This window comes from Aliiroseovarius sp. M344 (assembly GCF_025140835.1).
Classification (GTDB): Bacteria; Pseudomonadota; Alphaproteobacteria; order Rhodobacterales; family Rhodobacteraceae; genus Aliiroseovarius.
In genome coordinates, this window is record NZ_CP081153.1 from 2522680 (window position 1) to 2540907 (window position 18228).

Genomic DNA, 18228 nt, shown 5'->3' on the forward strand with positions numbered 1-18228 from the left:
GACCTAACGGTCCTTGCGCAGGGTGCGGTTACGATATCCTGCTTCGGTGGCGATATCGTCCAGAACTGTCGCCAGCGTCATTTCGTGATCGAACTTACCGGTTTGCAGGAATTCCGTGACTTCAGCGATGACCAACGGGTTCACCATCATGAACGTGTGGGTCACAGGCAAAACAATGTGATCGTTCATCCCGCTAATCCGGGTGCTGCTCACCGATACTTTTCCGTCGTCTTCCCCTTCGATCACGGCCGAATAAATTGGGTTCAACGAGCGATTTCCCGCAATCACACCCAACTCAAAATTGGCACGATCAGTTTGGTTGGGGATCGAATCTTCGCCGGTCCCAAGTTGCAGTCCCGCCGGCCCATTCAGCCATTCAAAAGGCTCCAATTCACCAAACGCGTCAACAAGCTGCGAACCTTGGTTTGGGGGGGCGAGCATGACCACACGCCCCATGTCAGCAGGGCGATTGTCCTGCAACCACACCCGCGCAAGGATGCCGCCCATCGAATGGGTTACGAAATGCACCTTCTGATCTCCGCACAAGGCGAGCGCGGGGGGAATGGCCGCTTCGACCAACACGTCAATCCTTGCCTTGGTCGACGGGTATCCCAGATTGGCCACATCATAGCCGGCAGCGCGCAGGCTTTCTTCCATCACCCACATAGATGACGGCGATCGGGCGAGCCCGTGCAGAAGCACAACGCATTCCGCGCGCGCAGGCACCGACACGGCAGCCAAAAAGCCAAGGGCAAGGGTCAACGATCGCAACATGCCGATTAAATACGCTCCCCAAGCACCGGTTGCGAGAGGCAGCTTGTCACAGGGCCGTCGATAAGCAAGTCTTGGCGCATGTCGATATCCTTCAAAACACCACGGCTCGCTGTGCGAGGCCTGATTTTGCAAGACAATCACCTGTTGATGGTCAATGCCTATGGCGGAGGCGTCTCTGACCTTCTGTGCCTGCCAGGCGGCGGGGTCGAGCCTGGCACCAGCCTGCCCGACAATCTGATCCGCGAGGTGCATGAGGAAACCGGCCTAACCGTTTCAGTTGGCGTGCCTGCGTTGGTCAATGAATTCCACGACCCTGACACGGGCTTTCATCAGGTCGAAGTTGTCTTTCGCTGCAGGTTGGAAACCGGGCAGCTTGACCCTTCATGGCGAGACCCCGAAGACATTGTGACTGATCGACATTGGGTTTCGCGGGACCAGATTTCTGCTTTGCACTTCCGCCCCATTTCTCTACCCGAATTGGCATGGGGAAAAAGCCAGAGCGCGCCCACTTACGACGCTTTGGAAACCATCGTCAGATAGAAAACGCCCCCGTGCAATATGCCGGGGGCGTTTTCATCGTCTCTTGCTAGGCTCAGCGCACTTCGGTGTAGAACCCCGGCGCGAACCAGCGGATGATCAAAGCACCTGCGCCAGCCACGGCAACGGCCAGCGTAGCGATCCACCCGATATACGGGATCAAGGCCAGCAACGTGATCGCTACGGCGCCCACCAAAGCAGCAATTGCACGCTCTGACAGTGTTTCCGGCAACGGTCGGTTCACCGCGCCCATGACGCCAACTCCAAGGATATAGGTGCCGATAACATAGCCGGCGACAGCCAGAAGCAGGGCCAACACAATCGACGCAGGGATCAAAAGGATCCCAAACCCGGTCATTGCGAACAGGAACAGCGATCCAGCAAGCGCCGAGATGGTCAAAAAGCCCATCCAGAGTGCCCGAACTGGTGTCTCCAGCGTTCGCAACCGCAGAGCCAGCAGGAATGCAGGCGCAATCGCCGCGATCAGCGTCGCCAAGGCCGTCAGGATCAGGATTGATGTGATCTTGTCCCCAAGCCACGCGCCCCAGCCATAGCTTGAGCGATCAAACGTCGCGCCACCATCCGGGTCAGCGCGCGCGTCGAATTCTTCGGCACTGTGGCGCTCAATACGATCGGCCGGAATGACAGATGTGGGGATCGCAATCCCTTCGGGGTCGTCGGCATACAGATCAAGCTTGCCATCGATGCGGGCATTGTCGCCAAAGCTGATGTTATCGACCGCGAAGCTGGCGTCGCCCGAGATAACGTCCGTTAGCAAGATGTTTTCTGCCGCCACAAGCGCGCTGTCACCAACAGCACCGTTGATCTCAACCCGTTGGGCCGCGACGCGCAAATCGCCCTGGATCGCATCACCGATCAGCACCGTATCGCCCGCCAATTGTGCATCACCACCGACGGCGCCAGCAACGTTCACGTTCATACCGGCAGCATAAAGACTGTTCCCCACCGGGGCCGAAATCGACACAGAACGACCACCCACATGGGCGCTGCCGCCTACAGGCGCGGAAATAACCACTGTGTTGCCGATGACAAATGCGTCGTCCACAGCATCGCCTGACAAAGTAACATTATCTCCGGCGACATATGCGTCGCCGCCGAAGCGAAAGACCTCTTGCGCGGTGGCCGGCACCGCCAGAAGGGTCGTTATGAGAAGAGTAAGAATTCGTAACATGGCTGTCCCCGCCAAATGTTTATGTAATACCTATTAACATAGTGGATATTTCGGCAATTTGTAAGGGGCCATTCTGAAATTTCCATTACGAAAGAAAAGGGCGCTCGATTGAGCGCCCTTTCTAATACTTCTCTGAAAGACATTCGGCCATAAGGCCAGATGCAGCCGAATTCCTGACGGAATTCTTTTTACATCATGCCGCCCATGCCGCCCATGTCGGGCATGCCGCCACCGGCACCGCCGCCATCTTTTTGCGGCTTGTCCGCTACCATGGCTTCGGTGGTGATCAGAAGACCAGCGATAGAGCCCGCATCTTCCAGCGCAGTCCGAGTAACTTTGGCCGGATCAATGACACCAAACTTGAACATGTCGCCATATTCCTCGGTCTGTGCATTGAAGCCAAAGGTCAAATCGTCGCTTTCGCGAACTTTGCCAGCAACAACTGCGCCGTCAACACCAGCGTTTTCAGCAATCTGACGCAGCGGCGCTTCCAGCGCTTTCATCACGATGCTAATACCCGCGTTCTGGTCAGCGTTTTCGCCTTCCAGACCGATAAGGTGTTTACCAGCCTGAACCAGAGCGACACCGCCGCCAACAATCACGCCTTCTTGCACAGCGGCACGGGTCGCGTTCAGAGCATCGTCAACACGATCTTTACGCTCTTTCACTTCAACCTCGGTCATGCCGCCGACACGGATCACAGCAACACCGCCTGCCAGTTTGGCAACACGTTCTTGCAGTTTCTCACGGTCGTAATCCGACGTGGTTTCTTCGGCTTGCGCGCGGATCTGTGAAACACGCGCTGCGATCTCGGCCTTTTCACCAGCGCCATCGACGATGGTCGTTTCGTCTTTGGAGATCTGGATTTTCTTGGCCGAACCCAGCATGTCCATGGTCACGCTTTCAAGCTTCATGCCCAGATCTTCCGAGATCACTTGACCACCAGTCAGGATCGCGATGTCTTGCAGCATGGCTTTGCGGCGATCGCCGAAGCCCGGAGCTTTAACAGCAGCAATTTTCAGGCCGCCACGCAGCTTGTTGACAACCAAAGTCGCCAGCGCTTCGCCTTCAACATCCTCTGCGATGATCAGCAGCGGTTTGGTCGACTGGATAACCGATTCCAGAAGCGGAACCATCGGCTGAAGCGACGACAGTTTCTTTTCGTGCAGCAGGACAAGGCAGTCGTCCAGCTCGGCAATCATTTTGTCAGGGTTGGTGACGAAATATGGCGACAGGTAACCGCGGTCGAACTGCATACCTTCAACGACGGTGGTTTCGGTTTCGAGGCCTTTGTTTTCCTCAACCGTGATCACGCCTTCGTTGCCGACTTTTTGCATCGCGTCAGCGATCTGGCGACCGATTTCCGACTCGCCGTTGGCCGAGATGGTGCCAACCTGTGCGACTTCATCAGAATCTTTGACTTCGCGCGCCATCGCTTTGATGCTTTCGACGACTTTCGCAACAGCAGTATCGATGCCGCGCTTCAGGTCCATCGGGTTCAGGCCAGCAGCGACCTGCTTCAGACCTTCGCGAACGATCGCCTGGGTCAGAACGGTGGCTGTGGTGGTGCCGTCACCGGCTTCGTCATTGGTGCGGCTGGCGACTTCTTTCACCATTTGCGCGCCCATGTTTTCGAACTTGTCCTCAAGCTCGATTTCTTTTGCAACCGTCACACCGTCTTTGGTGATGCGCGGGGCGCCGAACGACTTGTCCAGAACCACGTTGCGGCCTTTCGGGCCGAGGGTCACTTTGACAGCGTCAGCGAGGATATTGACGCCACGCAGCATTGCGTTGCGGGCATCGGTGTCGAACTTTACGTCCTTAGCAGCCATTTAGCTTACTCCTGGAAATACGTGTAAATCGGTCAGACGATCAGGCAATGATGCCCATGATGTCGGATTCTTTCATGATCAGCAGCTCTTCACCGTCGATGGTGACTTCTGTGCCGGACCATTTGCCAAACAGGATTTTGTCACCTGCTTTGACGTCCATCGCGATGCGATCGCCGTCGTCGTCCTTTGCGCCTGCGCCAACAGAAACAACCAGACCTTCGGCCGGCTTTTCTTTTGCGCTTTCTGGAATGATCAACCCGCCGGCTGTTTTCTCGTCGCTTTCGACGCGGCGGACCAATACGCGGTCATGCAATGGTGTGAATGCCATTTCTGAGGCTCCCTAAGCTCAGTTTCATTTCGCTTAGCACTCACCGGATGCGAGTGCTAACGACGAAGAGTTAGGGAGTCGTACGAGGGGTGTCAAGCAATCGAAATAGTTTTCTGAGCTGCAACCATCTTTGGCCGGAACAAAGGCCTCTGCGTTGGCCCTAGCATGACGGCTTGGTCAGCCAGCCAATGCACATATCTGCCGTCAGCTATAAAACCCCATCGGGTAGAATTTCCAGTCGATGGTCCACCGCATCTAGCGAACAGTCGCGCGAAAGGCAATTCATCCAGTCGCGCGAAAGGCAATTCATCCGGATCAATCTTCCTGCGCCGCGCGTCCTTCCTCTGTCAGACCATAGACACCACGCTCTACCCGCACAAACCAGCCATAGTGGTTGATCGCCATCATCCGGGTTGCCGTGGTAACGCCGGTGGCTTTCACCAGTGCAGCCCCCTTCATCGGCCCCTCTTTCGCCAGAAACGCCGCCAGCTTCTCGGCGTCCTGCCGATAGGCCGTCACCACCTTGCCGCGCGTGCCGCCGGTGTTCGGGTCGCCCTCACGTCGTTCAAATTCAGACAAAAGACGCGCGGTTTTCACTTTTGATTTGCGGGGCCGGAACGGGCTGGGATCGGCGTGCAATTGGACAAATCCATCCTTCAGGCGAACCGACAGCACACCCAGCCCTAGCCGCTTGCACAATCCGACATTTCCTTTGAACGCCCGCCATCCCGGTTTCCCCGACCAACGCGGCACGGCGACATAGACCAAATCGGTTATCGCCTGCCGCGCCACGGCCTGTTGCAGAAGCGTCAGAGAAAACCCCGCCTTCAGCTCGACAATCGCCGGGTCTGCCCCCTCGCGCAGCGCCACAACATCCGCAGGTCCGACCTCGGATTTCACCTCATAGCCCAACCCTTCAAGCCAGGCCTTCACCGGGGCGTACAGCTCTGTTTCTGCGGGTTTGGCCACGGCGCGCGGTCTCCTGATCAGGGGCTTTGCGCAGTTTCGCGGCCCGGCGCGCCCTTCGCAACCCATTTACGAATTGACCTGCGCGCATGGCAAACTTTCTGCACTTGCATAAATGTTGGCCCTATCAGTGGTGACAAGCCTGATTTGCCTTCCTATAAGGCTCGCAACCTCGATGACACCAATACGGATGACGCACATGACCACGCTAGTTTTCGGCCACAAATCCCCTGACACCGACTCGACCGGATCGCCCATCATCTGGGCGTGGTACCTGAACGAAATAAAAGGCGGCAACGCCGAGGCCGTACTTTTGGGCGAACCCAACACCGAAGCCGCATGGCTGCTGAAGCGCTGGGACCTGCCCAAGCCGCGCATCATCGCCGACGTGGCCGACGACCAGCCCTGCGTCGTCGTCGACACCAACAACCCCGCCGAGCTGCCCGCCAACATCAACGGCGCCGACTTGCAGGCGATCATCGACCACCACAAGCTGGTCGGCGGCCTTGAAACCAAAGGTGCAATCGACATCACCATCCGCCCCTTGGCCTGCACCGCGACCATCATGTACGATCTGATGGGTGACGATGTGGCGAAGATGCCCGATTGGGTCAAAGGCGCTGCCCTGACCTGCATCCTGTCTGACACGCTGGAGTTCCGCTCGCCGACCACCACCGACCGCGACCGCGACGTCGTGGCCACGCTGGCCGCCGATCTGGGTGTAAACGTAACCGAATACGCCGCCGAGATGTTCGCCGCCAAATCGGACGTGTCGGAGTTTTCAGACGCTGAACTGATCCGCATGGATTCGAAAGAATACGAAGTCGCTGGCAAGAAATTCCGCGTGAGCGTTCTGGAAACCACCGCACCAGAAATCCCGCTGAACCGCAAAGCCAGCCTGATGGAGACCTTCAAAACGGTCGAAGCCGAAGACGGCGTCGATCAGGTCCTGCTGTTCGTCGTGGATATCCTGAAAGAGGAAGCCACCCTGCTGGTCCCCAACGATCTGGTGAAAACCGTGGCGGAGAAAAGCTTTGGGGCGAAGGTTGACGGCGACGCCGTTGTACTGCCAGGCATCATGAGCCGGAAGAAGCAGATTATTCCTAACCTGGCTGTGTAATTCCTTTGGATATAAAACGAGGAGGCCCGAGCATTCGGTTGGGCCTTTTTCGTTGAAAGCCGCTGGCGCACCGGCGCAGCGCAAACATTCACTTAAATATCTAAATTAATATCCACTTCGTGCGGGAATTCCCCTTTTGCGATATACTCGAGCTCTTCCGCGGTTGATTTGCGCCCCAGAACTTCATTTCGATGCGCGTGGCGGCCAAATCGCGCGATCACCGCACGATGTTTTCTTGGCTGACCAGCCCCGAATTTATAACCGTCCTTAAGGTGTTCCGGTGCTTCTTCGACGATCTTGTCGGCAATTTCGATGGCCCGATCCAAATTGGACATGTGCTGGGCGCATTCGCAATGCTCTAACGGCAGCTTGAACACGGATTTGTACCAAACGTTTTCAAGCGCATCGAAATGCCCGTTCTCTAAACCTTCAAGACACAACGCCAACGCTTTGGGGTCTTGCGAAAAAGCCTTGGGTGTTCCCGCCCAAACGGTCCTTGGGAACTGATCAAGAAGCACAATCAAGGCAAGCCGCCCAAGTGCTGACTTTGACCAATCATCATACTCACCCGAGGCCGCACGTTCTGTAACCTTTGTGTATTTCTTAAGAATCTCCTTATTTGCGCCACCGCGCATCCGCCACATCCACAATTCCATGTGCCGTTTCGGCTCCGGGTTGGGACCATCCGGGAACCAGAATTCGAGTATCTCGTCAGGCGTTACATCTGATTGGTTTGTCATCTCGAACCTTTCCTAAGCGCGGCAAACAATGGACAGCGAACCAACTCGGAAACAAGCCGACTTCTCTAGTGTAGCTGACAGAACGAAACACGCCAAATCTCAAAGTGGATTACCTCCCCCTAGCCACCTCCCGTTCCCTCTGCCATATCTGCGCTAATCAAGGAGCCTCCCAATGACCCATATCATCGAAAGCCTCAGCGACATTTCCAGCAACTACGACGCCTATTTCGTCGATCTCTGGGGTTGCGTTCATGATGGCGTGCATCCTTTCCCGGACGCTGTTGAGGCATTACGCAAAGTCCGTGCGAATGGTGGTTTCGTCGTGCTTGTGACCAACGCACCGCGTCACAGGACCTCGGTCGAGGCGCAGTTGGATCAGATCGGCGTACCGCTTGATTGCTGGGACACGATTGCGACCTCAGGCGACAGCGCGCGGGCGGCGATGTTCACTGGCGCAGTGGGCAACAAGGTCTGGTTCATGGGCGAAGCGCACGACCGGTCCTTCTTCGACCCGCTCGCCATCATCGACGATCCCGTCGACATCAAAGAAGTCGCGTTGAACGAGGCCGAAGGAATTATCTGTTGCGGCCCCTTTGACCCGCATGCCCATCCCGACGGGCTGCGGCCTCAGCTTCTTTTGGCCAAGCAGAACGGACTGAAGCTGCTCTGCGCCAATCCGGACATCGTGGTGGATCGCGGCGAAACGCGGGAATGGTGCGCGGGGGCCGTTGCGCAGCTTTACACAGAAATGGGCGGCGAAAGCCTGTATTTCGGCAAGCCGCATCCCCCGATCTATGACCTCGCGCGGCGTCGCATGGCGGCCGATGGTCGGCTCATCGATGATAGCCGCATTCTGGCCATTGGCGACGGTATCCTGACCGACATCAGAGGCGCACAGGGCGAAGATATTGATTCTTTGTTCATCACCGGCGGGCTGGCGCGTGCGGAAACACAGACAGATCGGCAGCCAGACTCAGAGGCGCTTGGGCGGTTTGTCGCAGCCGAGATGATCACGCCGACCTTTGCCATTGGCTACTTACGCTAGGGTTAACTCCTTTGTGAGCCTTACATAGAAGGATCAAACGGGCTGCCGAAAAGTCGCAACCCGCCTGTCTTGGATAATTCCAGCCCGACGGTGTCGATCAATCCAGATCACATTTCTTCTTGATTTTCTGCGACTGCAAAGTAATATTATTGCCAATCCAGAAGGCTATTGGTCTTTTTATAACCCGGAGGATCCAGATGTTGGACAATTTCCCGCGTGGCACGATCTGCATTGAAGAGCTGGAAATCGGCATGTCGCGGCATGTCACAAAGGAAGTGACAGATCGGGATATCGAGATGTTCGCCGAGATTTCGACAGACCGGAACCCGGTGCATCTGGATGACGATTATGCCAATGACACGATTTTTGAGGGGCGAATTGCCCACGGGATGCTGACGGCCGGCCTGATCTCGGCCGTGATCGGCGAACAGCTTCCGGGACATGGCACCATCTATATGGGCCAAAGCCTGACCTTCCTGGCCCCGGTGCGCCCCGGCGATACCGTGCGTGCAGAAGTCACCGTGATGGAGATTGACCACGCCAAACGGCGCGTGACACTCAAGACAGAATGTCTGGTGGATGGCAAACCCGTGCTGAAGGGTGAAGCCAAGGTTCTGGCACCGTCAGCCAAGTTCGACTGACGCATCCGAACAGTAAATCCAACCGCCTGTCGCCGCTGGGCTTGCACCTGTGCGCTGTGAGCGATAATGCCAGCACATGCGGATCATTCGAGATTATCAGTTTGTTGAAGAAGCAGATCGCGGCGCCTCGGCCGCGATTGGAAATTTCGATGGCGTGCATCTTGGCCACCAATACGTGATTGACATTGCGCGTGCGCAGGCCAAGACCAGCCAGACACCGCTGGGTGTCATGACATTCGAACCGCATCCCCGTCAGTATTTCGCCCCCCACTCTGCGCCGTTTCGGTTGATGGGGGTGGATGCCCGCGCGCACCGGTTGGAAAAGCTGGGGGTTGAGCGGCTCTATGAACTGAGTTTCAACGACACGCTCTCTGCGCTGACCCCGGACGAATTTGCGCAACGGGTGATCGTGGACGGGCTGGGGTTAAGCCACGTGGTCATTGGCGAAGATTTCCATTTTGGCAAAGGGCGTGCCGGAAAATCGGCCGATATGGTCCAATTGGGTGAACAGTTGGGTTTTGGCGTAACGGTTGCCCCGCTTATGTCTGACGAGGTTGGCGAGGTCAGTTCGACCGCAATCCGCGAGGCGCTGACCGACGGGCGCCCGCGCGACGCTGCACGCATGTTGGGGCATTGGCACCGGATCGAAGGCGAAGTCATTCGCGGCGACCAGCGCGGCCGCGATCTGGGTTACCCGACAGCAAACTTGTCCATCGCCGATCTGCACCCGCCCAGATTCGGGGTCTATGTTGTCGAAGTCGATATTCTGACAGGACCGCACAAGGGCAGCTATGGCGGGGCCGCGTCAATGGGCACACGACCAATGTTTGGTGAGAACCTTCCCAACATCGAAAGCTTCATTTTTGATTTCTCAGGCGATATTTATGGCGAGGAAATCTCGGTCGCCCTGATCGAATACCTGCGCCCGGAAGAAGTTTTTGACGGGCTTGATGCCCTAATCGCCCAGATGGACACCGATTGCGCCCGCGCGCGTGACATTCTGGCGAAGGTATGAGGTCGCAAAATGATCCGACACATCGTATTTTTCACCGCCAAGCGATCGGAGGATCGTGACACCATCCGCAGCGGTCTGGAGCTTCTGAAAGACATCCCGCACAGCCTGCGCCTTGAGGTCGCCGAAAATTTCGCGACAGACCCGATCCCCGGCCCCTCGCCCGATGTGGTTGTCTATGGCGAATTCGAGGATGAGGCCCAGCTTGCCGCCTATAAAGCCCATCCGCTGTACGAACAATCAATCGCGCGGGTGCGCCCCCTGCGCGAGTTGCGGATCGCGGCGGACTTCACGGCCAGCCAATGACAATGGGGTTGCGCAAGAAATTCTGGAACCTCCCGCTGGACAGCCTGACCAAGTCGGAATGGGAAGCGTTGTGCGATGGCTGCGGCAAATGTTGCCTGAACAAGCTGGAAGATGAAGACACCGGCGACGTGGTGTTCACTCGCGTGGCCTGCCGCTTGCTGGACGGCGATACCTGCCGTTGTTCGCAATATGACATCCGCCTGCAATTCGTGCCGGAATGTATCGTCCTGACCCCGGAAAACATCGGCGAAACTGCTTATTTCATGCCCGCCACCTGCGCCTATCGCCTGCGCCACGAAGGCAAACCGTTGGAGGATTGGCATCCGCTTGTGTCCGGCGATCCAGACAGCGTTCACAAGGCAGGTCGCAGCGTTATGGGATGGACTGTCCCCGAATTTGAAGTTCCCGAAGACGAATGGGAAGACCACCTGATTGAGGAACCTCACTGATGTTTTTTGCCTCTGACAATTCCGGCCCGGCCCACCCCAAGGTGATCGAAGCGCTGACCCGCGCCAACGAGGGATACGCCATGCCCTATGGCGCCGATGCTATCATGGACGAGGTACGCGCACGTATCCGCGAGATTTTCGAAGCTCCGGAAGCCGCAGTTTATCTGGTGGCCACCGGCACGGCCGCAAATTCGATCAGCCTCGCCACCCTGTCGAAACCATGGGACACCATCTTTTGCGCGACACAGGCGCATATCCACGAAGACGAGTGCAACGCGCCAGAATTCTATACGGGCGGCGCCAAACTGACCCTCGTCACGTCTGATCATGCCAAAATCTCTCCTGCCGCTTTGCGCCGTGCTGTTGAGGCCGAAGAAGGACGGGGCGTGCATGGTCCGCAACGTGGCCCGGTGTCGATCACCAACGTGACCGAACGCGGCACGGTCTATTCTGTGGCCGAGTTGACCGCGTTGTGCGACATCGCGAAATCCTTTGACCTGCCCACCCATCTGGACGGTGCGCGCTTTGCAAATGCGTTGGTCACACTTGGCTGCACGCCAGCCGAGATGACATGGAAGGCCGGCATCGATGCGGTCAGCTTTGGTGGCACCAAGAACGGCTGTATGGGCGTCGAAGCAGTGATCTTTTTTGACCCAAAACACGCGTGGGAATTTGAGCTACGACGCAAGCGCGGTGCGCATCTGTTTTCCAAACACCGGTATCTGTCGGCGCAGATGCTGGCCTATCTGACAGGCGATCTGTGGCTGGACCTCGCCCAGCGTTCAAACGCCGCCAACGCGCGGTTGGTGCGTGGGTTGAAGCAAATCGAAGGCGTGTCGTTCCTGCATGAACCTGACGCCAATATGAGCTTCGCTGGATGGAGCCGCGCGGGCCATCAGCGCCTGCACGACGCGGGTGCTGCTTATTACATCTGGGAAGGGACGCTGGACGGCCCCGACCCGGACGAAGTGCTGACCGCGCGCATGGTGACGGACTGGTCGATGACCGACGCCAATATTGATCGGTTTCTTGATCTGGTGCGCGGCTAAAGTCTGCGCGACTCGGTCTGGTTTAGGAACGCGGATATGGCGTCGCCGACCTCTTTGGCGTGCGTGATCGGGGCCATGTGCCCCGCATCTGCGAAGACGCGCCGCTGAACGTTTGGCAGGCGCGCGGACAGCACGTCATGCACCGCCCTGACCAGGGCTGGGGACCGCCCACCCTCCATCAACAGGACCGGGATGTTTAACCGTTCCAACGCACCAGGTGCAGCCTGCCCATGAATGTCGTCATGGGTCACCGATTTCCCGGCTGGGATCAGGTGAATCCGTCGCGCCATATCCTCGCGCAATGCCATCGGGAGCACTTGCCATGCCGCGTCACGACCCCACATCACGTTGAACAGGCGCGCAGCCTCCATCCTGTCACCGGCGCGCATCGCATCTGCGAAGGGTCCGTTCATATAGTCGAAATTCTCGGCGTATGCCGGATGGTCCTTCGCCGCCGCAAACAACACCGGTTCGAAAAGCGTTAGGCTTCGAACGCTGTCTGGGCGGCGTTGCGCAAGCCGAAGGGCAATCGTCCCCCCGAAACTGTGCCCGATCAGGTCAACCGGCCCGGTGGTTTCTTGATCCAACAATGCCTCGGCGATGTGCACGGCCGTGTCCTGATAATCACCAATCTTATCCCAATCTGCACTGCGCCCATGGCCGGGCAGATCAAGCGCCAACATGGTCAAATCGCCTGACAGGCGTTTTTCCAATCCGCGCCACGCTCCTGAATGGGCCAGGGAACAATGCACCAAAAGCGCCGTGCGCAGGCCATAACCTGAACGGTGCCAATAGGTCTCATGACCCGTAAATGTCTGTAGATTCATGCTTAATTGGCACTCAGATGGGCATCCAGCGCCTCCAGACGGTCCTGCCCCCAGAACCTTTCCCCATCATCACAGATATAGAAGGGCGACCCAAACACCCCGGCACTGACTCCATCTTCAAGGTTGCGGCCATAAGCCTCTGCGCCTGCCAGCAAGCCCCTATCGGCTAGGCTGGGGTCAAAGCCTGCGTCGGTTAAGCAAGCCTTGATGACTTCGTCCTGAGCGATGTCTTTTTCGCCTGCCCAACAAGCCCGCATGATCCCTTGAACCAGAGCGGCAACATCCCCGCCACCTGCCGATTGCGCCGCTATGATCGCATAAGAAGCAGGTGCCCCGTTGGTGGGCCAATGAGCCGGGGTGTGGTTCATCGGCATAGCGAGGGTTTTGGACCAGCGCTTCAGCTCCTGCATCCGATATTCCATGCGGGCGGGGTGGCGATCCTTGGGTAAGGTGCCCCCGGTTCGGGTCAACAATTGGCCGATATCCAGCGGCTTATAGGTGATCACCGCCCCGTGGCGCGATGCGATGTCTTCCAGTCGCGAACCGGCCAAATAGGCCCAAGGCGACAACACTGTGAAATAATAGTCGATCTGCTTCATTTTTCCGGTCCCTGTTGCGCCAATGCTGTTTCAAGGAATCTATCGCGATGGTAAGGGGTGTCAACGTCACGATTCTGTCATACTGACCACCCGGGGACCGCTGCCATGCCATCCATCACTGAACCGAAACTCATTTCGGGCAATGCAAATCGGCCCCTTGCCGAAGCGATTGCCAAACGCATGTCAATGCATCGCGGATCCGCAGTCGGATTGGTCGACGCCCGCGTTGAACGTTTCAACGATGGCGAGATTTTCGTCGAAGTCTACGAAAACGTGCGCGGCGAGGATATGTTTATCATCCAGCCGACCTCGAACCCTGCCAATGACAACCTGATGGAGCTTTTGATCATCGCCGACACGCTGCGCCGGTCGTCAGCGTCGCGCGTGACCGCCGTGATCCCCTATTTTGGCTATGCCCGTCAGGACCGCCGCACCAAGGCGCGCACACCGATTTCTGCCAAGCTGGTTGCCAATATGATTGCGGGCTCCAGCATAGAGCGGGTTTTGACCATGGACCTGCACGCTGCGCAGATCCAAGGCTTCTTCGACATCCCGGTCGATAACCTGTATGCCAGCCCGATTTTCGCATTGGACGTCAAACACCACTTCAAGGATTGCCTGGACGAGGTCATGGTGATCTCGCCAGATGTGGGCGGCGTGGCCCGCGCACGCGAACTTGCAAAACGTATCAACGCCCCGCTTGCGATCGTCGACAAACGCCGCGAAAAAGCCGGTGAGGTCGCTGAAATGACCGTGATCGGTAATGTCGAAGGCAAACGCTGCATCATCATCGACGACATTTGCGACACAGCTGGAACGCTGTGTAAAGCTGCCGAAGTGCTGATGGAAAACGGTGCGCAAGAAGTGCACTCCTACATCACCCACGGCGTCATGTCGGGCCCCGCTGTCGAGCGTGTGTCCAAATCGGTGATGAAATCACTGGTGATCACCGATTCAATCCAGCCGACCGACGCCGTGAAAAATGCGCCCAACATTCGCATCGTGCCGACAGCTCCGATGTTTGCACAGGCAATCCTGAACATCTGGGGGGGCACATCCGTGTCCTCATTGTTTGATCACGACACCTTGGGTCCGCTTTACGAAGGCATGTATTGGTAACTGCCAATCAGCAACTGGCACAACAAAAGGCCGCGCACTTGCGGGGTCTTTTTTTTTAAGACAGACGCCTAAACGTCCCAGTCTTCATCGCCGGGGACCTCGCCGATAGCGGTCCAGTCCACGCGTACCCGCGCAACGCGCGTGTCACCCCATGTGCGAAATACGATCTGAAAGCCGGTTTCGGTTATGGCGTCCGCAGAAATGTCGGCGCGCGCATTGGTGCGTTTATCAAGATCCCACATCGATACGCTGACATGCACAACTGGCGGAGTCAGAAATTGCTCCGAAAACTCGACCAGCGTTTCAAGCTTGCGCGGGCCGTTGCCGGTCCACATCTCGCCGTCATCCTCGAAATCAGAGAACAGCACTTTGTTGCCCTGATCGATTCCGACCAAGTGGCCTTTAATCCGTCGCATGCCGCCGGCCCCATTGAGACTCAATTCAGCATAGCAGACCCGAAACGTGGCCCGGTGACAACCCGCACTTACCGTCCAAGTTTCAGGAATAACGGGAAAATCAGCAAGACAAGCCCTCCTGAAAACAAAAATGGAGCCCCGGGAAGATAGATTGAAGCCTCGGCATCAGCGAAGATTTGAAAGATCCACGTTACAACCATGGGCGCGATCACTGCTGCGACCGACCCAAGGCTGGCAATCACCCCCTGCAAAAGTCCCTGTCTGTCTTCGGCGACCATGTTGGCCATCATGGCCGTCATTGTGGGTGGTGCCATATCTGCAAGCGCTGCAATAAGGATGACAGCGAACATGACATATGCGCTGGCGGTCACCCCAAAGATGAAGAGCGCGACAATGGCGCAAATCACCGAAAAGATCAGGGTGCGATACTCGCCCAATCGGGGGATCAAAAACCGCATGACGACGCCTTGCGTAAAGGCAACAGCGATGCCATAGGCCGCAAGCGTCAATCCAATCAACGCGGTGCTCCATCCAAAAACCTCGCGGGTCCAGAACGCCCAGAGCGTCGGATAGACCATGTTCGCAAATTCGAACAGGAAGATCAGAAGCAGCGGCAACAATAGCCCCGGCAATTTGAACGCATCAAGGATCGAGCCAAAAGGGTTCAAATCTCGGCGACGGAAGGCCCGTCGTTTTTCGGGTGCAAGGCTTTCCGGCAAAACAAATATCCCCAGCACCACGTTCATCCCTGCAAACGCGGCAGCGAGCCAAAACGGCGCGGTCAGGTGGAAGCTCGCCACAAAACCACCAATCGCAGGGCCCATCACAAAGCCGATACCGAATGTCGCCCCGATCAGTCCGAAATTGGCCGCACGATCCTCGGGTTTCGAAATGTCGGCCAGATAGGCCGTTGCCGTGATGTAGGTTGCCCCCGCAATCCCCGCGAGGATGCGCCCCAACAGCAACCACCAAAAGGTCGTTGCCAAGGCCATGACAATGTAATCAATGGTCAATGCCACCAGCGCCAAAAGCAATACTGGCCGCCGCCCCAAACTGTCTGAGATACCACCAATGATGGGGGCAAACAGAAACTGCATGGCCGCGTATGACGCCATCAGGATCCCGCCCCAGAACGCCCCATCAGCTGTGCTGATGGCCCCGACGCGCTGCATCAGGTCCGGCATAATCGGAAAAACGATCCCAATCCCCACGGCATCCAATAGGATGGTGGCCAGAATGAACCAGATCGCCGCGCGGTTGGATGTTTCAGGCTGCGAAGTCATGGGCTCATCTGTGCCGTGATTGCACGCTAAGCGCAAACGCAAAAAGCCCCGCCAGTTGGGCGGGGCTTTTGCAATCTCAAGAAACGCAGGGTCAGGCTTTTACTGACAGCCCCAGTTCGTTGGCCATCGCAGCGATGTCCACCGTGCGCTTTGCCAGTTCGTCCAGGTTCTCAGCAGTCGCATTTTCTGACGCAGCGGCGGCGTCAGACACGAACCCATCCAGTAACTCCTGCGTCATCTCAGACACCGGAACTGCGCGTTCGGCCAGAACCGACGTGCCGGTTGCGGTGACTTCAGCAAAGCCCCCGGTCACGGCAAATTCGGCATTGCCTTCTGGCGCTTCAACGCGAACGATACCGGGACGCAACGTCGTGATTGTCGGTGCGTGGTTCGGCATTGCTGTCATGTCACCATCCGTGCCCGGCAGTTGGACCGCCGTTGCCTGAAGCGAAGCCAGGCTTCGTTCGGGCGACACCAAGTCAAATTGCATCGTATCAGCCATTCAGGATCTCCTTCGAGGATGATCGGGGGTAGGTCGCCCTACCCCGTCCCGGTCCCAATTAGGCAGCGTCAGCCGCCATTTTTTCGGCTTTGGCCATCACTTCGTCGATGCCGCCAACCATATAGAAGGCGCCTTCGGGCAGATGATCATACTCGCCAGCCACAACAGCCTTGAACGACGCGATTGTGTCTTCCAGCGGAACCTGAACACCGTCAGAGCCTGTAAACACTTTCGCAACGTCGAAAGGTTGCGACAGGAAGCGCTCGATCTTACGCGCACGGGCCACGGTCAGTTTGTCATCTTCCGACAGTTCGTCCATGCCGAGGATGGCGATGATGTCTTGCAGCGACTTGTAGCGCTGAAGCACCTGCTGCACATCGGTCGCAACTTTATAGTGCTCTTCACCAATGATCAGAGGGTCAAGCAGACGCGAGGTCGAACCAAGTGGGTCAACAGCCGGGTAGATACCTTTTTCCGAAATCGCACGATCCAGAACGGTCGTCGCGTCAAGGTGAGCAAACGATGTTGCAGGCGCAGGGTCAGTAAGGTCATCTGCAGGCACATACACGGCCTGAACCGACGTAATCGAACCCGATTTGGTTGACGAAATACGTTCCTGCATCGCACCCATGTCGGTGGCCAGCGTTGGCTGATAGCCAACCGCCGAAGGAATACGACCCAACAGAGCCGAAACTTCCGAACCAGCTTGCGTAAAGCGGAAAATGTTGTCGACGAAGAACAGAACGTCTGAGCCGGTGTCGTCACGGAATTGTTCCGCCAATGTCAGACCCGACAGGGCCACACGCATACGTGCTCCGGGAGGTTCGTTCATCTGGCCGTAAACCAGCGCAATTTTCGACTTCTCCAGATCGTCGGGAACGATAACGCCCGATTCAATCATCTCGTGGTACAGGTCGTTCCCTTCACGGGTCCGTTCACCAACACCCGCGAACACAGACACACCAGAGTGCACTTTCGCGATGTTGTTGATCAGTTCCATGATCAAAACGGTTTTACCAACGCCGGCACCACCGAACAGACCAATTTTACCACCCTTGGTGTAGGGGGCCAGCAAGTCGATGACCTTGATGCCGGTGGTCAGAATTTCAGTCTCCGTCGACTGTTCGTCAAACGCAGGCGCGTCGCCGTGGATCGGGCGGCTGTCTTTCGACTTCACAGGACCTTTTTCATCAACGGGCTCGCCGATAACGTTCAGGATACGGCCCAGTGTCGCATTACCAACGGGCACCGCGATGGGTGCGCCTGTGTCAGTAACGTCTTGACCGCGCACGAGGCCTTCGGATGCGTCCATGGCGATACAGCGCACGGTGTTTTCTCCGAGGTGCTGTGCCACTTCCAAAACTAGTTTGTTGCCGTTGTTGTCAGTGGTCAGGGCGTTCAGAATGGCCGGAAGGTCATCCCCGAACTGAACGTCCACAACGGCGCCAATCACCTGCGTGATCTTACCTTTAGCATTAGCCATTGTCGTTT

Annotated in this window: 21 protein-coding genes; 9 read left to right on the forward strand and 12 right to left on the reverse strand. The window is 57.1% G+C overall.

The genetic code is table 11. The features are described 5' to 3' along the window. Window positions 1–3 precede the first annotated feature (3 nt). Entirely contained in the window at window positions 4–774 is a 771-nt protein-coding gene (locus K3556_RS12340) for a triacylglycerol lipase (RefSeq protein ID WP_260517076.1), read from the reverse strand. 78 nt (window positions 775–852) lie between these two features. Between K3556_RS12340 and K3556_RS12345 the strand changes: the two genes are divergently transcribed. Continuing rightward, a complete protein-coding gene (locus tag K3556_RS12345) occupies window positions 853–1314 on the forward strand; it encodes an NUDIX domain-containing protein (protein ID WP_260517077.1) in 462 nt (153 codons plus the stop codon). 52 nt (window positions 1315–1366) lie between these two features. Here K3556_RS12345 and K3556_RS12350 read toward each other — a convergent pair whose 3' ends face one another. From K3556_RS12350 to K3556_RS12365, 4 genes are all read right to left on the reverse strand, one after another. Then, the gene (locus tag K3556_RS12350; RefSeq protein ID WP_260517078.1) at window positions 1367–2503 is read right to left on the reverse strand and encodes a hypothetical protein; all 1137 of its coding nucleotides are present in this window, start codon (window positions 2501–2503) and stop codon (window positions 1367–1369) included. Between the two features lie 188 nt (window positions 2504–2691). Further along, window positions 2692–4335 carry a chaperonin GroEL gene (groL, locus tag K3556_RS12355; RefSeq protein WP_260517079.1) on the reverse strand — a complete coding sequence of 548 codons (1644 nt, stop codon included), beginning with the start codon at window positions 4333–4335 and terminating at the stop codon, window positions 2692–2694. Between the two features lie 40 nt (window positions 4336–4375). Next, window positions 4376–4663: a co-chaperone GroES gene (locus K3556_RS12360; protein WP_260517080.1), complete on the reverse strand. Its 288-nt coding sequence runs from the start codon at window positions 4661–4663 to the stop codon at window positions 4376–4378. A gap of 315 nt (window positions 4664–4978) precedes the next feature. Continuing rightward, window positions 4979–5632 carry a DUF2161 domain-containing phosphodiesterase gene (locus K3556_RS12365; protein ID WP_260517081.1) on the reverse strand — a complete coding sequence of 218 codons (654 nt, stop codon included), beginning with the start codon at window positions 5630–5632 and terminating at the stop codon, window positions 4979–4981. A gap of 196 nt (window positions 5633–5828) precedes the next feature. On the opposite strand from K3556_RS12365, the gene K3556_RS12370 reads away from it, so the two are divergent. Then, window positions 5829–6749 (forward strand): manganese-dependent inorganic pyrophosphatase, encoded by a 921-nt coding sequence (locus K3556_RS12370; protein ID WP_260517082.1) that lies wholly within the window; start codon window positions 5829–5831, stop codon window positions 6747–6749. 92 nt (window positions 6750–6841) lie between these two features. On the opposite strand, the gene K3556_RS12375 is transcribed toward K3556_RS12370, so the two are convergent. Further along, the gene (locus K3556_RS12375) at window positions 6842–7489 is read right to left on the reverse strand and encodes a DUF924 family protein (RefSeq protein ID WP_260517083.1); all 648 of its coding nucleotides are present in this window, start codon (window positions 7487–7489) and stop codon (window positions 6842–6844) included. Between the two features lie 172 nt (window positions 7490–7661). On the opposite strand from K3556_RS12375, the gene K3556_RS12380 reads away from it, so the two are divergent. The 6 genes from K3556_RS12380 to K3556_RS12405 all read left to right on the forward strand — a co-directional run bounded on the left by K3556_RS12380 (window position 7662) and on the right by K3556_RS12405 (window position 11991). Beyond that, window positions 7662–8534 (forward strand): TIGR01459 family HAD-type hydrolase, encoded by an 873-nt coding sequence (locus K3556_RS12380; RefSeq protein WP_260517084.1) that lies wholly within the window; start codon window positions 7662–7664, stop codon window positions 8532–8534. A gap of 197 nt (window positions 8535–8731) precedes the next feature. Then, on the forward strand, window positions 8732–9175 hold the full coding sequence (locus tag K3556_RS12385) for a MaoC family dehydratase (protein WP_260517085.1): 444 nt from the start codon (window positions 8732–8734) through the stop codon (window positions 9173–9175). A gap of 76 nt (window positions 9176–9251) precedes the next feature. Then, window positions 9252–10190 (forward strand): bifunctional riboflavin kinase/FAD synthetase, encoded by a 939-nt coding sequence (locus tag K3556_RS12390; RefSeq protein WP_260517086.1) that lies wholly within the window; start codon window positions 9252–9254, stop codon window positions 10188–10190. Between the two features lie 9 nt (window positions 10191–10199). Beyond that, window positions 10200–10493 (forward strand): Dabb family protein, encoded by a 294-nt coding sequence (locus K3556_RS12395; protein WP_260517087.1) that lies wholly within the window; start codon window positions 10200–10202, stop codon window positions 10491–10493. Further along, window positions 10490–10942, forward strand: a complete 453-nt coding sequence (locus K3556_RS12400; protein WP_260517088.1) for a YcgN family cysteine cluster protein — start codon at window positions 10490–10492, stop codon at window positions 10940–10942. The genes K3556_RS12395 and K3556_RS12400 overlap by 4 nt, the downstream gene beginning before the upstream one ends. Further along, window positions 10942–11991 (forward strand): threonine aldolase family protein, encoded by a 1050-nt coding sequence (locus K3556_RS12405; protein ID WP_260517089.1) that lies wholly within the window; start codon window positions 10942–10944, stop codon window positions 11989–11991. Before K3556_RS12400 ends, K3556_RS12405 begins: the two co-directional genes overlap by 1 nt. Here the strand turns inward: K3556_RS12405 and K3556_RS12410 are convergent. Together K3556_RS12410 and K3556_RS12415 are read right to left on the reverse strand one after the other, a co-directional pair. Then, window positions 11988–12818 carry an alpha/beta fold hydrolase gene (locus tag K3556_RS12410; RefSeq protein ID WP_260517090.1) on the reverse strand — a complete coding sequence of 277 codons (831 nt, stop codon included), beginning with the start codon at window positions 12816–12818 and terminating at the stop codon, window positions 11988–11990. The genes K3556_RS12405 and K3556_RS12410 overlap by 4 nt on opposite strands. Before the next feature lie 2 nt (window positions 12819–12820). Beyond that, window positions 12821–13417 carry a 2-hydroxychromene-2-carboxylate isomerase gene (locus K3556_RS12415; RefSeq protein ID WP_260517091.1) on the reverse strand — a complete coding sequence of 199 codons (597 nt, stop codon included), beginning with the start codon at window positions 13415–13417 and terminating at the stop codon, window positions 12821–12823. Between the two features lie 105 nt (window positions 13418–13522). On the opposite strand from K3556_RS12415, the gene K3556_RS12420 reads away from it, so the two are divergent. Further along, on the forward strand, window positions 13523–14536 hold the full coding sequence (locus K3556_RS12420; RefSeq protein ID WP_260517092.1) for a ribose-phosphate pyrophosphokinase: 1014 nt from the start codon (window positions 13523–13525) through the stop codon (window positions 14534–14536). Between the two features lie 68 nt (window positions 14537–14604). On the opposite strand, the gene K3556_RS12425 is transcribed toward K3556_RS12420, so the two are convergent. The 4 genes from K3556_RS12425 to atpD all read right to left on the reverse strand — a co-directional run bounded on the left by K3556_RS12425 (window position 14605) and on the right by atpD (window position 18220). Next, window positions 14605–14952 (reverse strand): H-type lectin domain-containing protein, encoded by a 348-nt coding sequence (locus K3556_RS12425; RefSeq protein ID WP_260517093.1) that lies wholly within the window; start codon window positions 14950–14952, stop codon window positions 14605–14607. 68 nt (window positions 14953–15020) lie between these two features. Beyond that, entirely contained in the window at window positions 15021–16235 is a 1215-nt protein-coding gene (locus tag K3556_RS12430) for an MFS transporter (protein ID WP_260517094.1), read from the reverse strand. Between the two features lie 91 nt (window positions 16236–16326). Further along, window positions 16327–16737: a F0F1 ATP synthase subunit epsilon gene (locus tag K3556_RS12435; RefSeq protein ID WP_260517095.1), complete on the reverse strand. Its 411-nt coding sequence runs from the start codon at window positions 16735–16737 to the stop codon at window positions 16327–16329. A 58-nt stretch (window positions 16738–16795) separates the two neighbouring features. Continuing rightward, entirely contained in the window at window positions 16796–18220 is a 1425-nt protein-coding gene (gene atpD / locus K3556_RS12440; RefSeq protein WP_260517096.1) for a F0F1 ATP synthase subunit beta, read from the reverse strand. Between the last annotated feature and the right edge of the window lie 8 nt (window positions 18221–18228).